Source organism: Gilliamella sp. wkB178 (assembly GCF_001690705.1).
GTDB classification, from domain to species: domain Bacteria; phylum Pseudomonadota; class Gammaproteobacteria; order Enterobacterales; family Orbaceae; genus Gilliamella; species Gilliamella apicola_K.
Genome location: NZ_LZGK01000013.1, coordinates 335,574 through 353,761, shown reverse-complemented (window position 1 = coordinate 353,761; position 18,188 = coordinate 335,574). Strand labels below are relative to the sequence as shown.

Here is an 18,188-nt window from a genome sequence, read left to right as displayed (position 1 = left end):
AAATTATTCCTTATTTTTAATATAATTTAAATACCATTTAACCGTTTTTCTTAAACCATTTGTGAAGTTTTCTTCTTTCTTCCAACCTAATTCCTTTTCAATTTTTGATGAATCAATGGCATATCGATAATCATGGCCTAAACGATCTGGTACAAACTGAATAAGATTTTTGTATTGCTTAACACCTATTGGATGATTAGGAACTAATTCATCTAGAATTTCACATATTGCATATACTAAATCAATATTTTTGTATTCATTATTACTGCCAATATTGTATGTTTCACCAATTTTACCTTTTTTTAGTACTTGATATAATGCCTTAGCATGATCTTCAACGTAAAGCCAATCACGAATTTGTGAACCATCAGCATAAATAGGCAATGGCTGACCTTTAATTGCTTTATATATAATTAATGGAATCAATTTCTCGGCATGCTGAAACGGTCCATAATTATTAGTACTGTGAGTTATAATAGTTGGTAAACCATAAGTTCGAAACCATGCGTTAACTAAATGATCGCTTGATGCTTTAGAAGCGGAATAAGGATTACTTGGTGCATACGGCGTTGACTCAGTAAAAAATAATTCAGTATTTTCTAAATTACCATAAACTTCATCTGTTGAGACATGAATAAAACGAAATGCTTTTTTCGTCTTTATAGTTAAAGAATTCCAATAATATCTACTTGCTTCAAGAAGAGCATAAGTTCCTATAATATTAGTTTCAATAAAATTTGCTGAATGGTTAATTGAATTATCTACATGGCTTTCTGCTGCTATATGGATTACAGAATCAGGTTGATATTGTTGAAAAATACGATTTAATTCTTGCCGGTTACAAATATCGATTTGTTCGAAATAATATCTATCACAGTTTAAAACTGTCTGTAGCGATTGTAAATTTGCAGCATAGGTCAATTTATCAATATTAATTACATAATTTTGAGTAGTATTAATCAGATAACGAATAACAGCTGAGCCTATAAAACCAGCTCCACCAGTTACTAGAATTTTCATAACTTTTTCTGACAAAACTACCGTCCTATCCCATAATCTCTTAACTTATTAGCAATAGCTGTATGCGAAACTCCTAGCCTTTTGGCTAGTTTTCGGGAACTCGGGTATTTGTCATATAAACGTAATAAGATCTCTTTTTCAAATTGTTTGGTCATTTCGTCAAGGGTTTTATTTTCAATATTTTCTACCCATAATAATTGTGATACAGCAGGCATTGGCAACACGATATCTTTTACAGTTAATACTTTAGTAGTCAATTGTGCTAGTGCCGAATAAAGTACATTTTTGAGCTGCCTTACATTGCCTGGCCATGAATAACGTGATAAGTAATCAAGCACTTCATTATCAATTGTTGGTGGGGTAATTCCTTGTTTGTTAGCAAATTCATTAACAAAAATATTAGTGAGAGTAGTAATATCGTCTTTACGTTCTTGCAGTGAAGGTAAATTAAGTGATAATACATTGAGGCGATAATATAGATCTTTTCTGAATTTACCTTGTTCAACCAGTAGTGCTAAATCGACTTTAGTTGCACAAATAATGCGTACATCAACATAAACCTCATCGTCATCACCCACTCGGCGAAAATAACCATCATTTATAAAGCGTAGTAGTTTAGTTTGCATTTGGAAGGACATTTCATCAATACCATCCAGTAAAACCGAACCACCATTAGCCTGTTCAAAAAAACCTTTTTTACTTTCAACAGCACCGGGATAAGCTCCAGCTGCATGTCCATATAATTCACTTTCAACAACATCATCAGGCATAGCGGCACAATTTAAACCTAAAAAGGTTTGATCACCTCTGGGGCTGTATTGATGGCAAGCATTAGCAAGCAAATCCTTACCTGTCCCGGTTTCACCGGAAATCAATAACGGTTCTCGTTGTATTGAAAACGCTTTTGCTTGAGCGATTAATTTTTGCATTGCTTGGCTTTGAGTGGCAAAAATATCAAATGCATGACTGCCGACTACACTGATTTTCGACAAACGTTTTTTTAAGTACTCAATTGGCTGCAAAATAAAAATCGTTTTTGATGATTCAGTAATTTGTTGTAATAAAAAATACTGAGCATTTAGGACAATGATGGTATCATCTTGTTTTACAAAATCATCATTAACATCCAAATTAAAAATATGATGATAATCAAATGGTTGATTTAACTTTAAGAAATCAGGAGAGAACAACTTACTAGCGGTGTCATTATATGCAACCAGTTGTTTGTTAAGATTAATTTCAATGATTGCTGCTTGCATATTTAATCCACTTTTCATTGAGTTTAGTTAAATTGTCATGACGGCGCTGCCAATCATGATTTTTAGTTAATTCGGTATAAGTGATGTGTTTATTACTAAGTAATCGCTTAGCTTTATCCGATACTAAAGAATGCTGTTTAGCTAAAATAGCTAACTGTTCTAATATGGCTAAAGTACCTTGCCTATTATTACAAGCTAACAGCAAATCACACCCTGCAGCTAATGCCGCCTGTGCTCTTTGGGCATGATCACCTAATACGGCTGCACCTTCCATGGATAAATCATCAGAGAATATAATACCATCAAACTGTAGCTGCTGACGCAGTATAGTTTTAAGCCAATATGGGGAAGCACTAGCCGGTTTATCATCAAAAGCAGGATAAATAACGTGAGCAGGCATTATGGCATCAAGTTTTTTAGCTGTAATTAACTTGGCAAAAATTTGCATATCTTGCTCAATTAGCGATTTATCGCGCTGGTCAATAGGTGTTTCTTTGTGAGAATCAGCAATAACATGTCCATGACCAGGGAAATGTTTACCGGTAGTTTTCATTCCTGCAGCGTGCATACCGTCTATCATTGCTGTAGCAACTTGCAAAGCAATATCGGCATTTTCATGAAAGGAACGCGTACCAATTGCTAAACATCCATGGCCTAAATCTAACACTGGGGCATAACTCAGATCGATATCAAAGGCAATAAGTTCCATCGCTAATAGCCAACCAGCATCAAAAGCCAAAGCTTTGGCTTGCTCAAGTTGATTAAGTGCTGCAAATGATTGTGCGGGTGGTATAGCAGTAAATCCTTGTTTAAAACGCTGCACTCGACCACCTTCATGATCCACTGAAATCAATAATCGTTCAGTTGATGCCGAACGAATCTCTTTAATTAGTTCGCTTAGTTGGGCTTGATCCTCAAAATTACGACTAAATAAAATGACTCCAGCAACGAGTGAATTTTGCAGTAGTTTTCTATCATCATTAGTTAAGGATGTACCTTCGACATCAATCAATAATGGCCCCATTATTCAGTAGCCTCTTTGACACTATCTGCATTTGGATTAGATGTTTTAGCCAACTCTTGCGAAGTTACTCGTTGTAAAATTTCGCCGGATTGGGTAGAAAGTAGCTCCATCGCCAAATTGGCCTCATTACTATCACTTGGTAATTTGTAAATCGTGGTAAAAAGTACATAACCAGCATTCATCGATTTGGCTATACCAATCATCTTACCGCGTGACACTAACTTATCATCGGGGGAAATACCTAATGCTTGCTTAGCTTGGTTTATGGATTGCCTATCAGCCACGGAAAAGGTATTTTGCTGCGCCATTAATTGATGTAATACGTCATCAACTTGACTGGTGACAATATAGTCACCACTGCGGTTTTGAATATCACTTATCAAAATAACTTTATTAGCATCAGATGTAGAAGATGACTGCAACAATTTGTTTACAAACGGTGATAGGATTGAATTCCAATCGGTTTTTTTGACTATTTCTGGTGGTGTTTCAACTACATCATCAGGTGGTTTAATTATATCAACTGGTTGGTTAACTTGTTTATTTTCAGGTTTAGGAAACAATTGACAACCTGCTAATAAAAAGATCATCACTATAGTAATTAATATTCTTTTTTGCTGTTTCATAATTGATCAACCTAATAACCGACCCAAATTTTTACCACCCAATAAATGCATATGAATATGAAAGACTTCTTGTCCTGCGTCTTTATTGCAATTCATTATTAAACGATAGCCATTGGCATCGATGCCCTCTTGTTTGGCTATTTTGGCGGCCACAGTTATCATGTGTCCAAGCATGGCTTCATCTTGTACAGTCACATCATTAAGGGTTGGAATTAATTTATTAGGAATAATTAAAATATGAGTTGGTGCTTGGGGAGAGATGTCACGAAATGCAGTAACCGTATCATCTTGGAAAACAATATCAGCGGGAATTTCATGTCGAATAATCTTACTAAAAATAGTTTCCTCAGCCATTAAATTTCTCCTTCATTATTCTATTTTCTTATGAAAAATTATGTTACCGCAAGCATAGCATATTTTTAGAATAAAAATGTATAGAATTCGTTACATTTTACAGATGTTAATTTATTTTTGTAAAGATGTTTCCTGAGAGGTATACGTTTCAGTATAAAAACTGATCATGTAAATAGCCCACCAACTTAATATATTCATTTGTCAATGATATCGAGTTGGTATATAATGCCCCGTCGATTTTCAACCGCCTATTTTTCATGTTCCTTGCTTTCGATGGGTTGCGGTTGCCCCCGACAGAAAGCTGATTAATCCGTAGGGAGCGATAATGCGTCATTACGAAATAGTATTTATGGTTCACCCAGATCAGAGTGAACAAGTACCTGGTATGATTGAACGTTATACTGGTACGTTAACCACTGATGGTGGAAAAATCCATCGTTTAGAAGATTGGGGTCGTCGTCAATTAGCCTATCCTATCGAAAAATTGCACAAAGCACATTATGTGTTAATGAATGTTGAAGCTACTCAAGAAGCTGTTAATGAACTTGAAGATAACTTCCGTTTCAATGATGCAATAATTCGCAGTTTAATTATGCGCACTAAACATGCTGTAACTGAAACTTCACCTATGTTAAAAGCGAAGGATGAACGTCGTAATCCTGAAGAAGATTTTAACGAAGTAAACTTGGACGATGATTCCGACGAATAATCGTTTAGTATTATCGGGAGTAGTGTCAAAAAACCCGATACGTAAAGTCAGTCCCAGTGGGATTTCGCACTGTCAATTTTATTTAGAACATGTTTCTGAACAAATTGAAGCCGAACTCACTAGACAAGCATGGTGCATAATGCCGGTGATTGTCAGTGGACAAAAAGAATTAAGTTACAGTATAAAAAAAGGCAGCAAAGTTTTAGTTAGTGGTTTTATTAGTACCCATACTAAACGCAATCACACAAGCCAACTTGTGTTACATGCTGACCAAATTAAACTATTAGGAGAATAGCCAAATGGCACGTTATTTCCGTCGTCGCAAATTCTGCCGTTTTACTGCAGAAGGCGTTAAAGAAATTGATTATAAAGATGTTTCTTTATTAAAAAGTTATATCACTGAAAGTGGTAAAATTGTACCAAGCCGCATTACCGGTACTTGTGCAAAATATCAACGTCAACTAGCTCGCGCAATCAAACGCGCTCGTTATTTGGCATTATTACCATATACTGACAACCATCAGTAATTAGCAACAGAGGGAACATATAATGCAAATTATTCTACTCGATAAAGTTGCTAATTTAGGCAGCTTAGGCGATCAAGTTAATGTTAAAGCGGGTTATGCGCGTAACTTTTTGATCCCACAAGGTAAAGCAGTACCTGCTACTAAAAAGAATATTGAATTCTTTGAAGCTCGTCGTGCTGAATTAGAAGCTAAACTTGCTGAGACATTAAAAGCCGCTGAAGAACGCGTTGCTGAAATTAATGCACTTGGTAAAGTAACCATTACTTCTAAAGCGGGTGACGAAGGTAGATTGTTTGGTTCAATCGGTACTCGTGACATTGCTGATGCAGTTAAAGCTCGCGGTGTTCAAGTATCGAAAAGCGAAGTTCGTTTACCAAACGGTGTATTACGTACAACTGGCGAACACGAAGTGTTATTCCAAGTACACAGTGAAGCTTTTGCTAAAGTTATTGTTGATATTATTCCAGAGTAATAAACACACAATTACAAAAAACCCGTCCATGTTGACGGGTTTTTTATTTTCTATCTATACTAAATGAATTTTTATAATATTAAATTAATATAATTGATCTCATCAAAAATACTGTTATGTAGCAAATCAAGTTGACTTTGGCAATAACTACAATCTTAAATACGTGATTTATTTCCGTTGCCATTTACCATTAGCATCTTTGTGATAAACCTTTTCTACCGCAGACCACGCAACTCTAAAAGCAATTTGTTCTGGCGAACTATTATCACGGCGTTTTTGAGGATCTTGATACTCTTTGATGGCATTATTAAAAGCTTCTTTAAAAATATCTTGAGCATGTTCCGGTAAAACATGACGAACTGACTCGGGTAAATCATCACGTGTTTGATAAGGCATATAACATTTCCTCTATAAATTAATCATGCATTGCTGAAAATTTAAAACGGTGAAAGTTAAAACTGCTATAACATCATAATTACATTTTTGAATTTATGCTTTTTTGAAGAAGAACTCAAGTTTTTGTTTCTTTGTATAATAGCTAACCAATTATTTTAGTGATATTAGTAATAATATCGAACCATAGATATAAGGGTTAATATATGAATATAAAACTAAATTTAAACCTTAATAGAAGTTCTAACTACCAAATTATTAATGAATTTATTTAATATACAAGTTATTATTTCAATAAATTCGCATTTTTTATATTGTATAAATAACATCACTCAAATTTAGTAGAATATAAATATAAGGAAATAAAGATGAATCGAAAAAAATTTCTTGCCATTTTAATTACTAGTTTATTAATCATTGGTTGTAACGAAAAATCAAGCGAAAACAAAGCAGAATCTACCGTATCTGAATCCACACCGACAAAGCAATCCAACGTGGATCAATCAGAATTATTAGGCTTAAAAGCCAAGAAAGCAAATTTATGGCTCGATGTTCTCGAACTACAATATACCACTCCTGGGTTAGTATTAGAAAATCGACTTGCTACAACTCATATGATTGAAGCAATAGAGCAATATTTCGAAAAATATACGGATAAAGATGGTCACTTAATTTTAAATAACCTTCGTAAAGCGAAAGGTGAAATAGATATAACATTCTTAATGATTCATGGTACACCAAGATTAGATTACTTGGAAAAGTATAGTAATTTAATCACTAAACTAGTCGCTTATTCCCCTGAATTACCAGCTCTAGATGCAACTGGTAAAGTATATGGTGACCAGTTTATTGAATTAGGAAAAGTATATATAGATTTTTATAATTATTATAAAGTTGATAAGGAATATAAATTAGATGATTTCGCTAAATCGGAAGAACTTAATAATAGACTTTTAGCTGCTTATAAAAACTATTTACAAGCCAGAGATAATGCGCTTATAGCTTACAATAATTTATACGATGAGTTACACCAAGCTCAAAAAATGCAACTTAAGAAAGAAGGATTATTAATTAGCTTTAATATCTATGAAGCTTTAGATTTATCAGAAGAATTTGTTAGTATAATCAACGAGAAAACTAAAGATGGCTCTGCTAATTTTGATAAATCCATCCCGGAACAAAAACTAACCGCTTTAGAAGCAATAGTTAACGAATTAAAATCTAGCAAGATAACCAAAAATGAGCTAGAAAAAGAAGGTATTATTCATATTAATGATTTTTATAGATATAGAGATGCTCTTTCAGGTTTTGTAGTGCAAGCTAAAGTAGTATTACGTGATATTAATGAAAAAAATATAAATAATCAAATCGATCATCTTAATAATGTTGAGCTTAACAGCGTAATTGAAAAATATAATTCCTTAATCAGGTAATATATTACCATCAATTTGGTTGCAATTAGGAACACACAGACTAGCTTTTTTTATTGGCTAGTCTGAATTTAATTTATTGATTCACATCCACCACAAAGCGCCCTTTTATTTGTCCTGCCATCATTTTATTGGCGGTTTCGACACACTCGGTTAAAGTGATAGTTTTGCCAATATGATCGAAAACTTTCCCATCTAAATGTTGCGCTAATAACTCCCATGCAGCTATACGTTTAGCATAACTTGCCATGACACTATCAACTCCGGCCAAAGTTACTCCTCGTAAAATAAACGGTGCCACTGTAGCTGGAAAATCCATACCTTGCGCAAGTCCACAACAAGTAACTATTCCACCATATTGAGTTTGGGCACACACATTAGCTAAAGTATGCGACCCCACCACATCTACCACTGCTAACCATTGTTCTTTTTGGAGTGGTTTACCTGCTTGTTTTAATGTTTGACCATCAATAATATTAATAGCACCTAATCCCTTTAAATAATCGCCATCATCGGTTTTACTGGTTGAGGCAGTTACTTGATAGCCAAGTTTAGCTAGTAAAGCGATCGCTATTGAGCCGACTCCGCCACTAGCGCCTGTAACCAATACCTTACCCTGCTCAGGTTTAACCCCAAAATCAATAATACGTTTTACACATAATGCAGCCGTGTAACCAGCTGTACCAATAACCATAGATTGATAAGGTGTAAGATGATTAGGCAAAGGAATCAACCAGTCAGATTTTAAATAAGCATATTGAGCTAAACATCCCCAATGAGTTTCACCACACCCCCAACCATTCAAAATTACCATATCACCTTGTTGATAACGACCGCTAGCACATTCCACCACCTTACCAACTCCATCTATTCCTGGCACCATAGGCCATTGCCTAACTATTGGGCTTTTATTGGTTAATGCTAATGCATCTTTATAGTTAATACTTGAGTACTCAACCTGAACTAAAGTATCACCTTCTTGGGCTAATAGTTGCTGTTTATTAATGTTCTTTAATGAAGGTGAAAAACCAGTAGTAGCATCTTTTTCTAACAAAATGGCATTGAATAACATGAAAACTCCTTATTACTTGCAGTAACCTAAATTAAGTTAATAAATAATGAAGAGATCTAAAAAATTATGTATTAACTGTTTGTAGACGATCGGTCTAAAAATTATAGACCGATCGTCTAGTTAATTGCAATATATAAAAATATAATCATGAAAAATTACGCGACCAAGAAAAGAAAAAGTTAAATCTAAAAAGATTACTTAATGATTTTTTTTAAGAAAAGTTGAATAAAAATATCTAGTGGATCAGATTTTTTGATTAATTTACTTCGAGTGACCGCCCCTTCCCAACCAATCCAAAAAAATTCTGCCAATTCTTGGCAATTCGTATCAGCAGCAATTTCTCCCAATTGCTGTGCTAACAATAAACACTGTGCTATTTTAGACTGCCAGCTGTTTATGATCTGTTCCAAAATTTGGTTATAGCCATCGGGTAATAATGATTCTTCTTGGATTAATTCACCAATTAAGCAACCACGATTAAAACTATATTTTGCCATACCTTGTTTGGCATCTTCGTAAAAAGCTGAAATTCTTGATAATGGTGAAGCAATTGACGCATTAGTCAAATGTTTATCTATTTTGTAGGCAAAAAAACTATCATAACTAGCAATAATTGCTCGCCCAAAATCTTCTTTACTCTTAAAGTAATAATAAAAAGATCCTTTAGGTACACCAACTTTTTGCAAAATACTTTCAATATTGCAGGAAATATAACCATAAGTTGTCATCATTTCCACACCACTACGAATTAGCGCAGCTCTAGTTTCATGGCCTTTTTTAGAAAGATTGTTAGTTAAAATATTGTTACTAGCAAGCATATTATTTATGACCCAGTTATTGCTGGTAATATAAGGTAAAATCAAACTACAAATAATAAATAGTCATACTATTAAATGCAATTATATTCTTAACTTGTTTGATAATGAGAACTTAAACATGATTTATTTGCTTTCAAATTTATTTACAATTATTATCTCTAAAAATGGTAACAAGATTTGTTAAATAGTTATTAATTTTAAAATATAGGTTGATAAAAATATAAAAAATATAATTCAATTTATAATTTTGAAATATAGCTTTTATTGCATTAATTCGTAAAGAAGAACGGGAAAAACTTAGAATGTTTTAGGAAGCAATACAATCTAATTACCATATCCGAATGAAAAAAGTAATAAAACCTATAAGTAAGCTTAATGCTAATACTTGTCAACGGCATTTTTTTATTAATCCCTTGGCAATAAAGTTGCATTTTTGAAAGTAGGCAAACTAAATAACTTAATAAAACTATCGTCTACTAAAATAAATAGTAGGTCATTTTTTCATGAGGAGAAGCTCTGTGCGTGTTTTGCAATATATATATGCTACTATTTTAGTAATAGCTGCTATGTTTTTAGTCTTTATGGGCGCAAAGCTCGCTTTTAATGGCGGGTCTTTTTATTATATCATTGTTGGTCTATGTTACGCCCTTTCTGCGTGGTGGATGTTTAAAAAAGAGATAAAATCTCTATATTTAATCACGTTGGTCTTGTTTGCAACAATTATTTGGACTGTGTGGGAAGTTGGCTTTGATTACTGGGCATGGTTTCCTAGATTTCTTGCTCCCTTAGGTTTTTTTATTGTCGCATGTTTCGTTTTTGCTTCATTTAATAATAAAAAAGGCATTTCTGCAGTAATAGCTTGTGCTCTTGGTATTATTGTTTTTGGATGCTTCTTTAGTCGTGGTTTTATGAATAAACCGCTGGTTGCTAATATTGATAGCCATGATTATAAAATTGTTGCCTCAGATAATAAACCAATAGATTGGACCGGTTATAGTCGAGATACTATGGGTATTCGTTATTCACCTTTTACTCAGATTAACCGTGATAATGTTGATAAACTGACATTAGCTTGGACCTACCATACTGGGCGTGATCTGACTAATCCGAACAAAGTTGATCAGAATACACCATTACAAATTGATAATACGCTATATGCCTGTACTCCAGAAAATACCATTCATGCCATTAATGCAACCACTGGTGAACGCAAATGGATTTTTGAAAGTAAGGCATCAGCAATTTCTTGGCAAAGATGCCGTGGTCTTGGTTATTACAAAGATGTTTCAACAATAAAAGGGGCGGCGTGTCATGAAAGGATTATTGCTAATACAGTTGATGGTCGTCTATTTGCACTAGATAGCGAAACCGGAAAGCCTTGTAGTGATTTTGGTGATCATGGTGTTGTTAATCTACGCGATAATATGGGCGATAATGGTCCTGGTTATTATTACCAAACATCGGCACCACTTGTTGCTAAAGATAAAATTGTGATTGGTGGTTGGGTTGCTGATAATCAACAATTAGGTGAACCAGCAGGTGCAATACGTGCTTTTGATGTAAAAAGTGGCCAATTGCTGTGGGCATGGGATCCTGCTGACCCTAATGTTAAACGTGATCCTATATCCAGTAATCATTATACGTTAGGTACGCCAAATATGTGGACTCATGCCGCTTATGATCCTGATCTTGATCTAATTTACGCCCCAATGGGAAGCGCTGGTACCGATTATTATAATGTCGATCGGCCTAAAAATTCTGTGCCTTATAATGCCGCACTGGTTGCACTCGATGGTCAAACCGGACAGCCGAAATGGGCATTTCAAACCACACATGATGATCTTTGGGATTATGACCTTCCTTCACAACCTGCATTAATTGATATGAAAAATGAAGCAGGTGAAGTGGTACCAACAATCATCCAGCTTACTAAGCGTGGACAAATTTTTGCACTAGATCGTCGTAATGGTACACCTGTAACCAAAGTTGAAGAACGACCTGTTCCACAAACAGGATCAATCCCTGAAAACACGATATCACCTACACAACCATACTCTGTAGGCATGCCACAAATTGGTGCGACGCCATTAAGTGAAGAAAAAACGTGGGGAACAACCATGTTTGATCAGCTTTTATGTCGCATTAGTTTTCGAGATATACGTTATGATGGTGATTTTACTTTAGTTGGTGTTGGTAAATGGGGATTAATGTACCCTGGTGCCTTAGGTGGTTTTAACTGGGGTAGTGCTTCTTATGATCCTGAAAATCATCTACTATTTGTCAATGATATTCGCATACCTAATGTAAAACGCCTTATTACCCGTGAACAATATAAAGAAGTGACCAAAACACAAACTCCTACACCTGATGGGCATGGCCTTGCTCCGATGGATGGAACGCCTTATGGCATTGAAACTAACGTATGGTTTTCACCAATTGGTGTTCCTTGTTTACAACCTCCTTTTGGTACAATTACTGCTATCAATCTTGATACAAAAAAAATTGCTTGGCAAATACCAGCAGGTACTGCCGAGGAGTTAGGTCCATTGGGTATTAAGGCAGGTATGCCATTAACGATGGGCATGCCAACTTATGCTGGTACATCAGTTACAGCTGGAGGTATCGTATTTTTTGCGGGTACTCAGGATAACTATTTACGTGGCTATGATGCACAAACTGGTCATGAATTAGTTAAATTAACTTTACCTGTTGGAGCAAGTGCAACACCAATGGTGTTTATTTCACCTGAAAATGGCAAGGAATATGTCGTGATTTCTGTTGGTGGAGCCGCACATTCAAAAAATACCGGTGACTATATCATGGCTTTTACATTACCAGATAATAAGTGACCTAGTAGTGTACCCTCACTTTAGTGATACATATTCTTAATATTATTTCGCCCATTTATTTTAAACTAAATGGGCGAAATAGAATTTAAATAAAAATATTAGCCCAAAAAGTGAATAAAGGCTAGTGTTACCTTGATTAGCTCCAATGTTTATCGTCTTGTAATTGTCAAATAAATAAACCAACCTCACAGCCAACAATATCAATATGCTAAAACTAAAATAAAACTAGATTGTAGTAGTGATTTATAATAATTGATTAAGAATTGGAGCGGGAAACGAGGTTCGAACTCGCGACCTCAACCTTGGCAAGGTTGCGCTCTACCAACTGAGCTATTCCCGCATATTTGGAGGCTTCAAAAGAAGTGCTGAGCATTATACAAAAATATTTGTATCTGGCAACTGTTTTTACCGTTATTTTCTATTTTTCCAACTGAGTGATTCAAAAACACCAAATAAAAACAAACGAAGGACTTTAAATTTGTCTTGTTGTTTCTCTTGGTTAGTCATGGTTGAATGTAAAATCCACGCTTGCAAACCATGCATAACCACAAAAGCAATAAGGCCAATATTAGCCACAATATTGGCAGGTCTTGGATAAGGATGAATAAGGTTAAATAATAAAAATAACCAGATAAAGGAATATAAAATTTTACCAATTAATACAAACATTAATTATTTTCTCTTATAAAAAGATGGCTATGCACTTGTCCGGCGGTTTTTTCTCGATGTAAGTGCCAGTTAGTAGGAATATATGCCATCACATTATGTTCAATTTCGGATTCAATATAAATATAAGCAGATGGCTTAAGCCAATTATTATCTTCAAGTTGGTTAACCGTTTTGGCAACTAAAGACTGGTGAAATGGCGGATCTATAAACACAATATCAAATTGCTTTAATACTGATTTATTAAGCCAAACTAAGGTATCTGTTTGATAAATACTAATAGCTTCACTCGCCAACAATTGCTTATTTTTAGTGAGTTGTTGAGTTACTTGTTTATCCTTTTCAAGTAGTGTTACATTTTTTGCTCCTCGCGATGCTGCTTCAAAGCCTAGAGAACCACTACCAGAAAAACAATCCAAACAAATACTATCCGGTAAAACTGGCATTAACCAATTAAATAACGTTTCTTTAATTCGATCTGTTGTTGGCCGCAAACCTTGCTTTTCTAGCACCGACAATTTACGACCACGCCATTTACCACCAATTATTCTAATTGTACCGCTCATTATCAATCCAAAATTAAAATAATTCTGAAGTATTACCTTCGGAATCCGTTACTTTAGTACCGATTTCTTGGGTTGCATATTGGGTCGGTTCAGTACCTTTAATAAAATATTCCGACATAGTTTGCGAACCAGGTTGAGGTAATAAACCAGTCCTTTGGTCAATGGTTACGGTAACAACATTTTCTGGTTGAGGATCTTCTTTTTCAGGCACATTTTTTAGCGCTACTTTCATATAATCAACCCAGACTGGATTGGCAGTATTAGCACCAGCTTCAGCACGAAAAGTTCGCCCTAACTCGCGACGATGATCATCAAATCCCATCCAAACTGTGGTTACTATATTGCCACCAAACCCCGAAAACCAAACATCTTTGGACGCGTTAGTGGTTCCAGTTTTACCTCCAACATCTTTTCGACCTAACGCCTTAACTCTCCAAGCAGTACCTTGCCAACCCGAGCCACCAAAAACAGTGGTTCGTAAAGCATCCTTCATAATATATGCTATGCCACTGTTTAAAGTATGCGGAGCATATTTTGGTGTCAAATCGGTAGCTTTATCATCATTTATATTAGGTAAAATCAGATGATCATCAGCTTTTAAATTTGCTTGTTCTGGTTCTTCATTACCGGATTGATTAGCTACATCTTCAACATTATTCAATACTGCTGGTTTGGCTTCATCGGTATTAATATCATCGGAACAAGTATGACAAGCAATAACTGGTTGATGCTGATAAATAACCCCGTTAGCATTATTGTACTCAATCCTTTCAATTAAATAAGGAGTAATTAAATAGCCACCATTAACTATTACCGAATAAGCCCGAGCAACTTGTAATGGTGTAAATGATGCTGAACCTAACGCTAATGACTCATTATGCGAAATATTTTCCTTAGGAAAACCAAAACGTTCCAAATAAGTTGCAACCCAATCAATACCGACAGCTCTCAGTGCCCTAACCATCATTACATTTTTGGACATACCTAAACCAATTCTCAATCTCAATGGCCCGGCATAATTAGGTGGTGAGTTTTTAGGACTCCAAGTTTCACTACCACTGGTTCGCACAATAGGAGCATCATTAAGCAGAGTTGCCATAGTTAGGCCTTTTTCTAATGTAGAAGTGTAAATAAAAGGCTTAATATTGGAACCTAACTGACGCAATGCCTGAGTAGCTCGATTAAATTTGCTTAAGTTAAAATCATAACCACCAACAATAGCCTTAATAGCACCATTGTCTGAATCAAGTGAAACCAAGGCAGCATTTACTGCTGGAATCTGTGTTAACTCCCAATTATCACCAGATTTTTTAACCCAAATAAGTTGCCCAACTTTTATGGTATCAGTCACTTTTTTAGGGAAGGCTCCTTGCTGAGTATCACTAATAAATGGGCGCGCCCATTTCATGCCTTGAAAAGAAATAGCAACATTACTTTTATCGGATAAAACCACTACCGCTTCTTTATCTGTGGCTTTAGTCACCACTGCCGGGCACATACCACTGTAACAGATATACTTATCTAATGTTTTTTGAATTTGTTCATCATTCCAAGGGGATTCATTATTTTTCCATAAAACTTTTTCAGCACCACGATAACCATGCCGAATATCATATTCAATAATATTTTTTTGCACCGCGTCAGTGGCCGCTATCTGATCTTGCTTAGATATAGTCGTGTATACTTTATAACCATCTGTATAAGCATTTTCACCAAATTTATCGTACATAAATTGGCGTGCCATTTCCGCTACATACGGCGCTGAAAATTCAATTTGTGGTGAATGATAACTTGCATTTAATGGTCTTTTCACAGCTTCGTCATACTGTGCTTGAGTAATATAAGATTGATCTAACATCCGGCTCAATACCCAATTTCGTCTGGTTAATGCTCGATCAGGGTGAGCTATAGGATTAAAAGCAGAAGGAGCATTAGGTAATCCAGCTAGCAAGGCTGCTTCATCTACCGTTAATTGCTCAGGAGTTTTACCAAAAAATGTATATGAAGCTGCCGCCACACCATATGCCCTAGATCCAAAGTTAATCATATTAAGATATAAGGCCATAATCTCTTCTTTAGACAGTTCTTTTTCCATACGAATAGCCAAAATCATCTCTTTAACTTTACGGGAAATACTTTTTTCCGGCGTTAAAAAGAAGTTTTTAGCCACTTGCTGAGTAATGGTACTACCACCTTGCGAAAAACCTTTTTGTTTCAATCCAACATACATCGCCCGGACAATACCAATTGGATCAATACCATAATGTTCAAAAAATCTAGCATCTTCAGTAGCAATGATAGCATTCACCACTAATGGGGGAATTTCATCATATTTTAAAGGGGTACGCCGGCGTTCTCCAAAAATCGCAATTAATTCGCCATCTTTGCTTAGTACTTGTAAAGGTGTTTGTAAGCGCACTTCTTTTAAAGTTGCTACATTGGGTAAGTCTTTTGAATAATAAGCATAACCAGCAATACCAATGGCAAGACCACAAAGTAAGCAACCAATTAAAAATTTCAGAAGAAACTTTAACACTCTAACTAATATCACAAATCATTCCTATCTAATTTCTTGAAGGCAAAAAGCAAGGGCAACAGATAATTTCTGTTCCCCTTGCTTTAGATGTTTTAACATATATTCCATCATAATGAATAATAAGCCAATTAATTATAATTAAGAAAATACTTAACTATTCATCTTCAAAATCTGTACTAATCAAATGTGGGTATTATCTCCCATCTTTGTCATTATTTTAAGTAATTTTTAACAAAATCATGAGATAATTCGCTTTTACTCAATTTAAGCTAAAATTATGTGGAGTACTCAACTCACGGTTTCATACCTACTATTAGTCATTTCCAGTATTTTTTACTTAACCTTAATTATTCTATGCCTAGTGTTATTAGCTGACACCTATTTAAATGCTTTCACAATGATATTGGTGTTAGTATTGATAATAGAATGGTGGCGTAGCTTTCACTATTTACATACTATCAAAGGAGAATTAGCGCTATTTCATTATATCCATCAAATTTATTGGCATAAACAGCGCTGGTATATCATGCGTAAACCATTATTATTTCGTTATTTAATTATTTTAAATTTAAAATCTCGCCGTAATGGTAATCGACAAACATTGTTAATAATGATTGACAGTATGCAACCTGATAACTGGCGCACATTACATTATTATTTAAAACAACTTGAATTAATTTGACCAGAAATATAATGGTGCTAAAACTTTTTGTTCAACAGTAATCAGACTAATGTGACTTTTGAATCCAATATTGATAAGGCTTACTATCAACATTAGACGCCACTAATTTGTGATCCATATGTCGGCAAAAACTTGGAATATCCCTCACCGTAGCAGAATCATCCGCTATAATATAAAGCACTTGACCTACAGCAAGTTCACGTATAGTTTTACGGACTAACATAATTGGTTCCGGGCAACGTAAGCCAAGGGTATTAAGTTGTTTATCAAAATTAATATTCATTGCCTATTTACTTATTTATTAAAAAATAATTTATGCAAATAGTGGGGCACTGCATCATCAACATTTGAGCCAATCACTTCATTATTAGGTAATCGAGCTAGCAAATCGGAACTCGAATTTTGCATTAAACAACCTTTACCAGCCATACTTAGCATCTCTAAATCATTCATACCATCACCAAAAGCGATAACATCTTGTAAATCAAGCCCCAATCTTTCAACGATTTTTTGCAAAGCACTGCCTTTTGAAACATTTTCAGCCATAACTTCAAGACAATTAAGAGTGGAAAATGCCACACTGATTTTATTACCAAATTGTTGTTGTAAACGATTTTTTAACTTAACTAAATGCGAATGCAGCGCCAGATCGGTGGTGGTAAAAAATATTTTAGCGATATTATCAGTTTCAAAATTGAAAGGGTTAAATAGTTGGTACGAAAAAAGCGTATGTTTATGGAATGCAAGCGAAAAGCTATCTTCTTTATTAACTAACCATTCATCACCACGGTAAAGATGGGTATAAACCTTAGGATCATCAATGCACATCTGCGCGATTGGAACCACTAATTTAGGATCGATACTTTGGCTAAAGATTAACTCGCCGGTACTATCATGTACTCTAGCTCCATTGGAAGTTATCATAAAAGCATCAATTTCCATATTTTCTCGCATTTGGGCCACATCAATATGGTGTCGTCCGGTTGCAAAAGCAAACTGAATGCCTTTTTGTCGTAATGCTTGTAGAACTTGTTTGGTAAAAGACGATAGCTTATGGTCTGCATTTAATAAAGTACCATCTAAATCTGAAGCTACAACACGAAACATAATTTTCTCTATTTATAATTAATTATAATAACAATTTATCATCACTTTGAATGATCCAGCTTAAGTATCAAACCAAAG

The 18,188-nt window shown here is 34.9% G+C and carries 20 protein-coding genes and 1 tRNA gene; 7 read left to right on the top strand and 14 right to left on the bottom strand.

The genetic code is table 11. From position 1 onward, the window contains the following. Positions 1-3: 3 nt before the first annotated feature. Genes rfbB through hinT form a run of 5 tightly spaced genes read right to left on the bottom strand, consistent with a single transcriptional unit; the run spans position 4 to position 4,283 of the window. A complete protein-coding gene (gene rfbB, locus A9G13_RS05900; protein WP_065557104.1) occupies positions 4-1,020 on the bottom strand; it encodes a dTDP-glucose 4,6-dehydratase in 1,017 nt (338 codons plus the stop codon). A 17-nt stretch (positions 1,021-1,037) separates the two neighbouring features. Further along, positions 1,038-2,279 (bottom strand): sigma 54-interacting transcriptional regulator, encoded by a 1,242-nt coding sequence (locus tag A9G13_RS05895; RefSeq protein WP_065556666.1) that lies wholly within the window; start codon positions 2,277-2,279, stop codon positions 1,038-1,040. Continuing rightward, complete coding sequence (nagZ, locus tag A9G13_RS05890) at positions 2,260-3,303, bottom strand: beta-N-acetylhexosaminidase (protein ID WP_065556665.1); 1,044 nt, start codon at positions 3,301-3,303, stop codon at positions 2,260-2,262. Before nagZ ends, A9G13_RS05895 begins: the two co-directional genes overlap by 20 nt. Continuing rightward, a complete protein-coding gene (locus A9G13_RS05885) occupies positions 3,303-3,929 on the bottom strand; it encodes a penicillin-binding protein activator LpoB (protein ID WP_065556664.1) in 627 nt (208 codons plus the stop codon). The genes nagZ and A9G13_RS05885 overlap by 1 nt, the downstream gene beginning before the upstream one ends. Positions 3,930-3,935: 6 nt before the next feature. Next, positions 3,936-4,283: a purine nucleoside phosphoramidase gene (gene hinT, locus A9G13_RS05880; protein WP_065556663.1), complete on the bottom strand. Its 348-nt coding sequence runs from the start codon at positions 4,281-4,283 to the stop codon at positions 3,936-3,938. 325 nt (positions 4,284-4,608) lie between these two features. Here hinT and rpsF point away from each other — a divergent pair, with 325 nt between their 5' ends. Genes rpsF through rplI form a run of 4 tightly spaced genes read left to right on the top strand, consistent with a single transcriptional unit; the run spans position 4,609 to position 5,991 of the window. Further along, entirely contained in the window at positions 4,609-4,992 is a 384-nt protein-coding gene (gene rpsF, locus A9G13_RS05875) for a 30S ribosomal protein S6 (RefSeq protein WP_065556662.1), read from the top strand. After that, positions 4,976-5,287, top strand: a complete 312-nt coding sequence (priB, locus tag A9G13_RS05870) for a primosomal replication protein N (RefSeq protein WP_065556661.1) — start codon at positions 4,976-4,978, stop codon at positions 5,285-5,287. The genes rpsF and priB overlap by 17 nt, the downstream gene beginning before the upstream one ends. 4 nt (positions 5,288-5,291) lie before the next feature. Next, positions 5,292-5,519 (top strand): 30S ribosomal protein S18, encoded by a 228-nt coding sequence (rpsR, locus tag A9G13_RS05865; protein WP_065556660.1) that lies wholly within the window; start codon positions 5,292-5,294, stop codon positions 5,517-5,519. Between the two features lie 22 nt (positions 5,520-5,541). Continuing rightward, the gene (gene rplI / locus A9G13_RS05860) at positions 5,542-5,991 is read left to right on the top strand and encodes a 50S ribosomal protein L9 (RefSeq protein ID WP_065556659.1); all 450 of its coding nucleotides are present in this window, start codon (positions 5,542-5,544) and stop codon (positions 5,989-5,991) included. Positions 5,992-6,159: 168 nt separating this feature from the next. Here the strand turns inward: rplI and A9G13_RS05855 are convergent, their stop codons facing one another. After that, positions 6,160-6,387: a ChaB family protein gene (locus tag A9G13_RS05855; RefSeq protein ID WP_065556658.1), complete on the bottom strand. Its 228-nt coding sequence runs from the start codon at positions 6,385-6,387 to the stop codon at positions 6,160-6,162. A gap of 365 nt (positions 6,388-6,752) precedes the next feature. Between A9G13_RS05855 and A9G13_RS05850 the strand changes: the two genes are divergently transcribed. After that, a complete protein-coding gene (locus A9G13_RS05850) occupies positions 6,753-7,817 on the top strand; it encodes a DUF3829 domain-containing protein (RefSeq protein ID WP_065556657.1) in 1,065 nt (354 codons plus the stop codon). Between the two features lie 73 nt (positions 7,818-7,890). Here the strand turns inward: A9G13_RS05850 and acuI are convergent, their stop codons facing one another. Beyond that, positions 7,891-8,886 (bottom strand): acrylyl-CoA reductase (NADPH), encoded by a 996-nt coding sequence (acuI, locus tag A9G13_RS05845; protein ID WP_065556656.1) that lies wholly within the window; start codon positions 8,884-8,886, stop codon positions 7,891-7,893. 194 nt (positions 8,887-9,080) lie between these two features. Further along, entirely contained in the window at positions 9,081-9,704 is a 624-nt protein-coding gene (acuR, locus tag A9G13_RS05840; RefSeq protein WP_065556655.1) for an acrylate utilization transcriptional regulator AcuR, read from the bottom strand. A gap of 518 nt (positions 9,705-10,222) precedes the next feature. On the opposite strand from acuR, the gene A9G13_RS05835 reads away from it, so the two are divergent. Then, a complete protein-coding gene (locus A9G13_RS05835; protein WP_065556654.1) occupies positions 10,223-12,553 on the top strand; it encodes a membrane-bound PQQ-dependent dehydrogenase, glucose/quinate/shikimate family in 2,331 nt (776 codons plus the stop codon). 264 nt (positions 12,554-12,817) lie between these two features. Here the strand turns inward: A9G13_RS05835 and A9G13_RS05830 are convergent. The 4 genes from A9G13_RS05830 to A9G13_RS05815 all read right to left on the bottom strand — a co-directional run bounded on the left by A9G13_RS05830 (position 12,818) and on the right by A9G13_RS05815 (position 16,333). Next, a tRNA-Gly gene (locus A9G13_RS05830) sits at positions 12,818-12,893 on the bottom strand. Positions 12,894-12,964: 71 nt separating this feature from the next. Next, a complete protein-coding gene (locus A9G13_RS05825; RefSeq protein ID WP_065556653.1) occupies positions 12,965-13,222 on the bottom strand; it encodes a DUF1145 domain-containing protein in 258 nt (85 codons plus the stop codon). Continuing rightward, positions 13,222-13,785, bottom strand: coding sequence for a 16S rRNA (guanine(966)-N(2))-methyltransferase RsmD (gene rsmD / locus A9G13_RS05820; protein ID WP_065556652.1), 564 nt, complete (start codon positions 13,783-13,785; stop codon positions 13,222-13,224). The genes A9G13_RS05825 and rsmD overlap by 1 nt, the downstream gene beginning before the upstream one ends. A 13-nt stretch (positions 13,786-13,798) precedes the next feature. Further along, positions 13,799-16,333, bottom strand: a complete 2,535-nt coding sequence (locus tag A9G13_RS05815) for a PBP1A family penicillin-binding protein (protein WP_065557103.1) — start codon at positions 16,331-16,333, stop codon at positions 13,799-13,801. 265 nt (positions 16,334-16,598) lie between these two features. Here A9G13_RS05815 and A9G13_RS05810 point away from each other — a divergent pair, with 265 nt between their 5' ends. Next, positions 16,599-17,003: a protein YgfX gene (locus tag A9G13_RS05810; RefSeq protein WP_065556651.1), complete on the top strand. Its 405-nt coding sequence runs from the start codon at positions 16,599-16,601 to the stop codon at positions 17,001-17,003. A 46-nt stretch (positions 17,004-17,049) separates the two neighbouring features. Here A9G13_RS05810 and tusA read toward each other — a convergent pair whose 3' ends face one another. Together tusA and A9G13_RS05800 are read right to left on the bottom strand one after the other, a co-directional pair. Beyond that, positions 17,050-17,286, bottom strand: coding sequence for a sulfurtransferase TusA (gene tusA / locus A9G13_RS05805; protein ID WP_065556650.1), 237 nt, complete (start codon positions 17,284-17,286; stop codon positions 17,050-17,052). 11 nt (positions 17,287-17,297) lie between these two features. Then, a complete protein-coding gene (locus tag A9G13_RS05800) occupies positions 17,298-18,110 on the bottom strand; it encodes a Cof-type HAD-IIB family hydrolase (RefSeq protein WP_065556649.1) in 813 nt (270 codons plus the stop codon). Positions 18,111-18,188 lie beyond the last annotated feature (78 nt).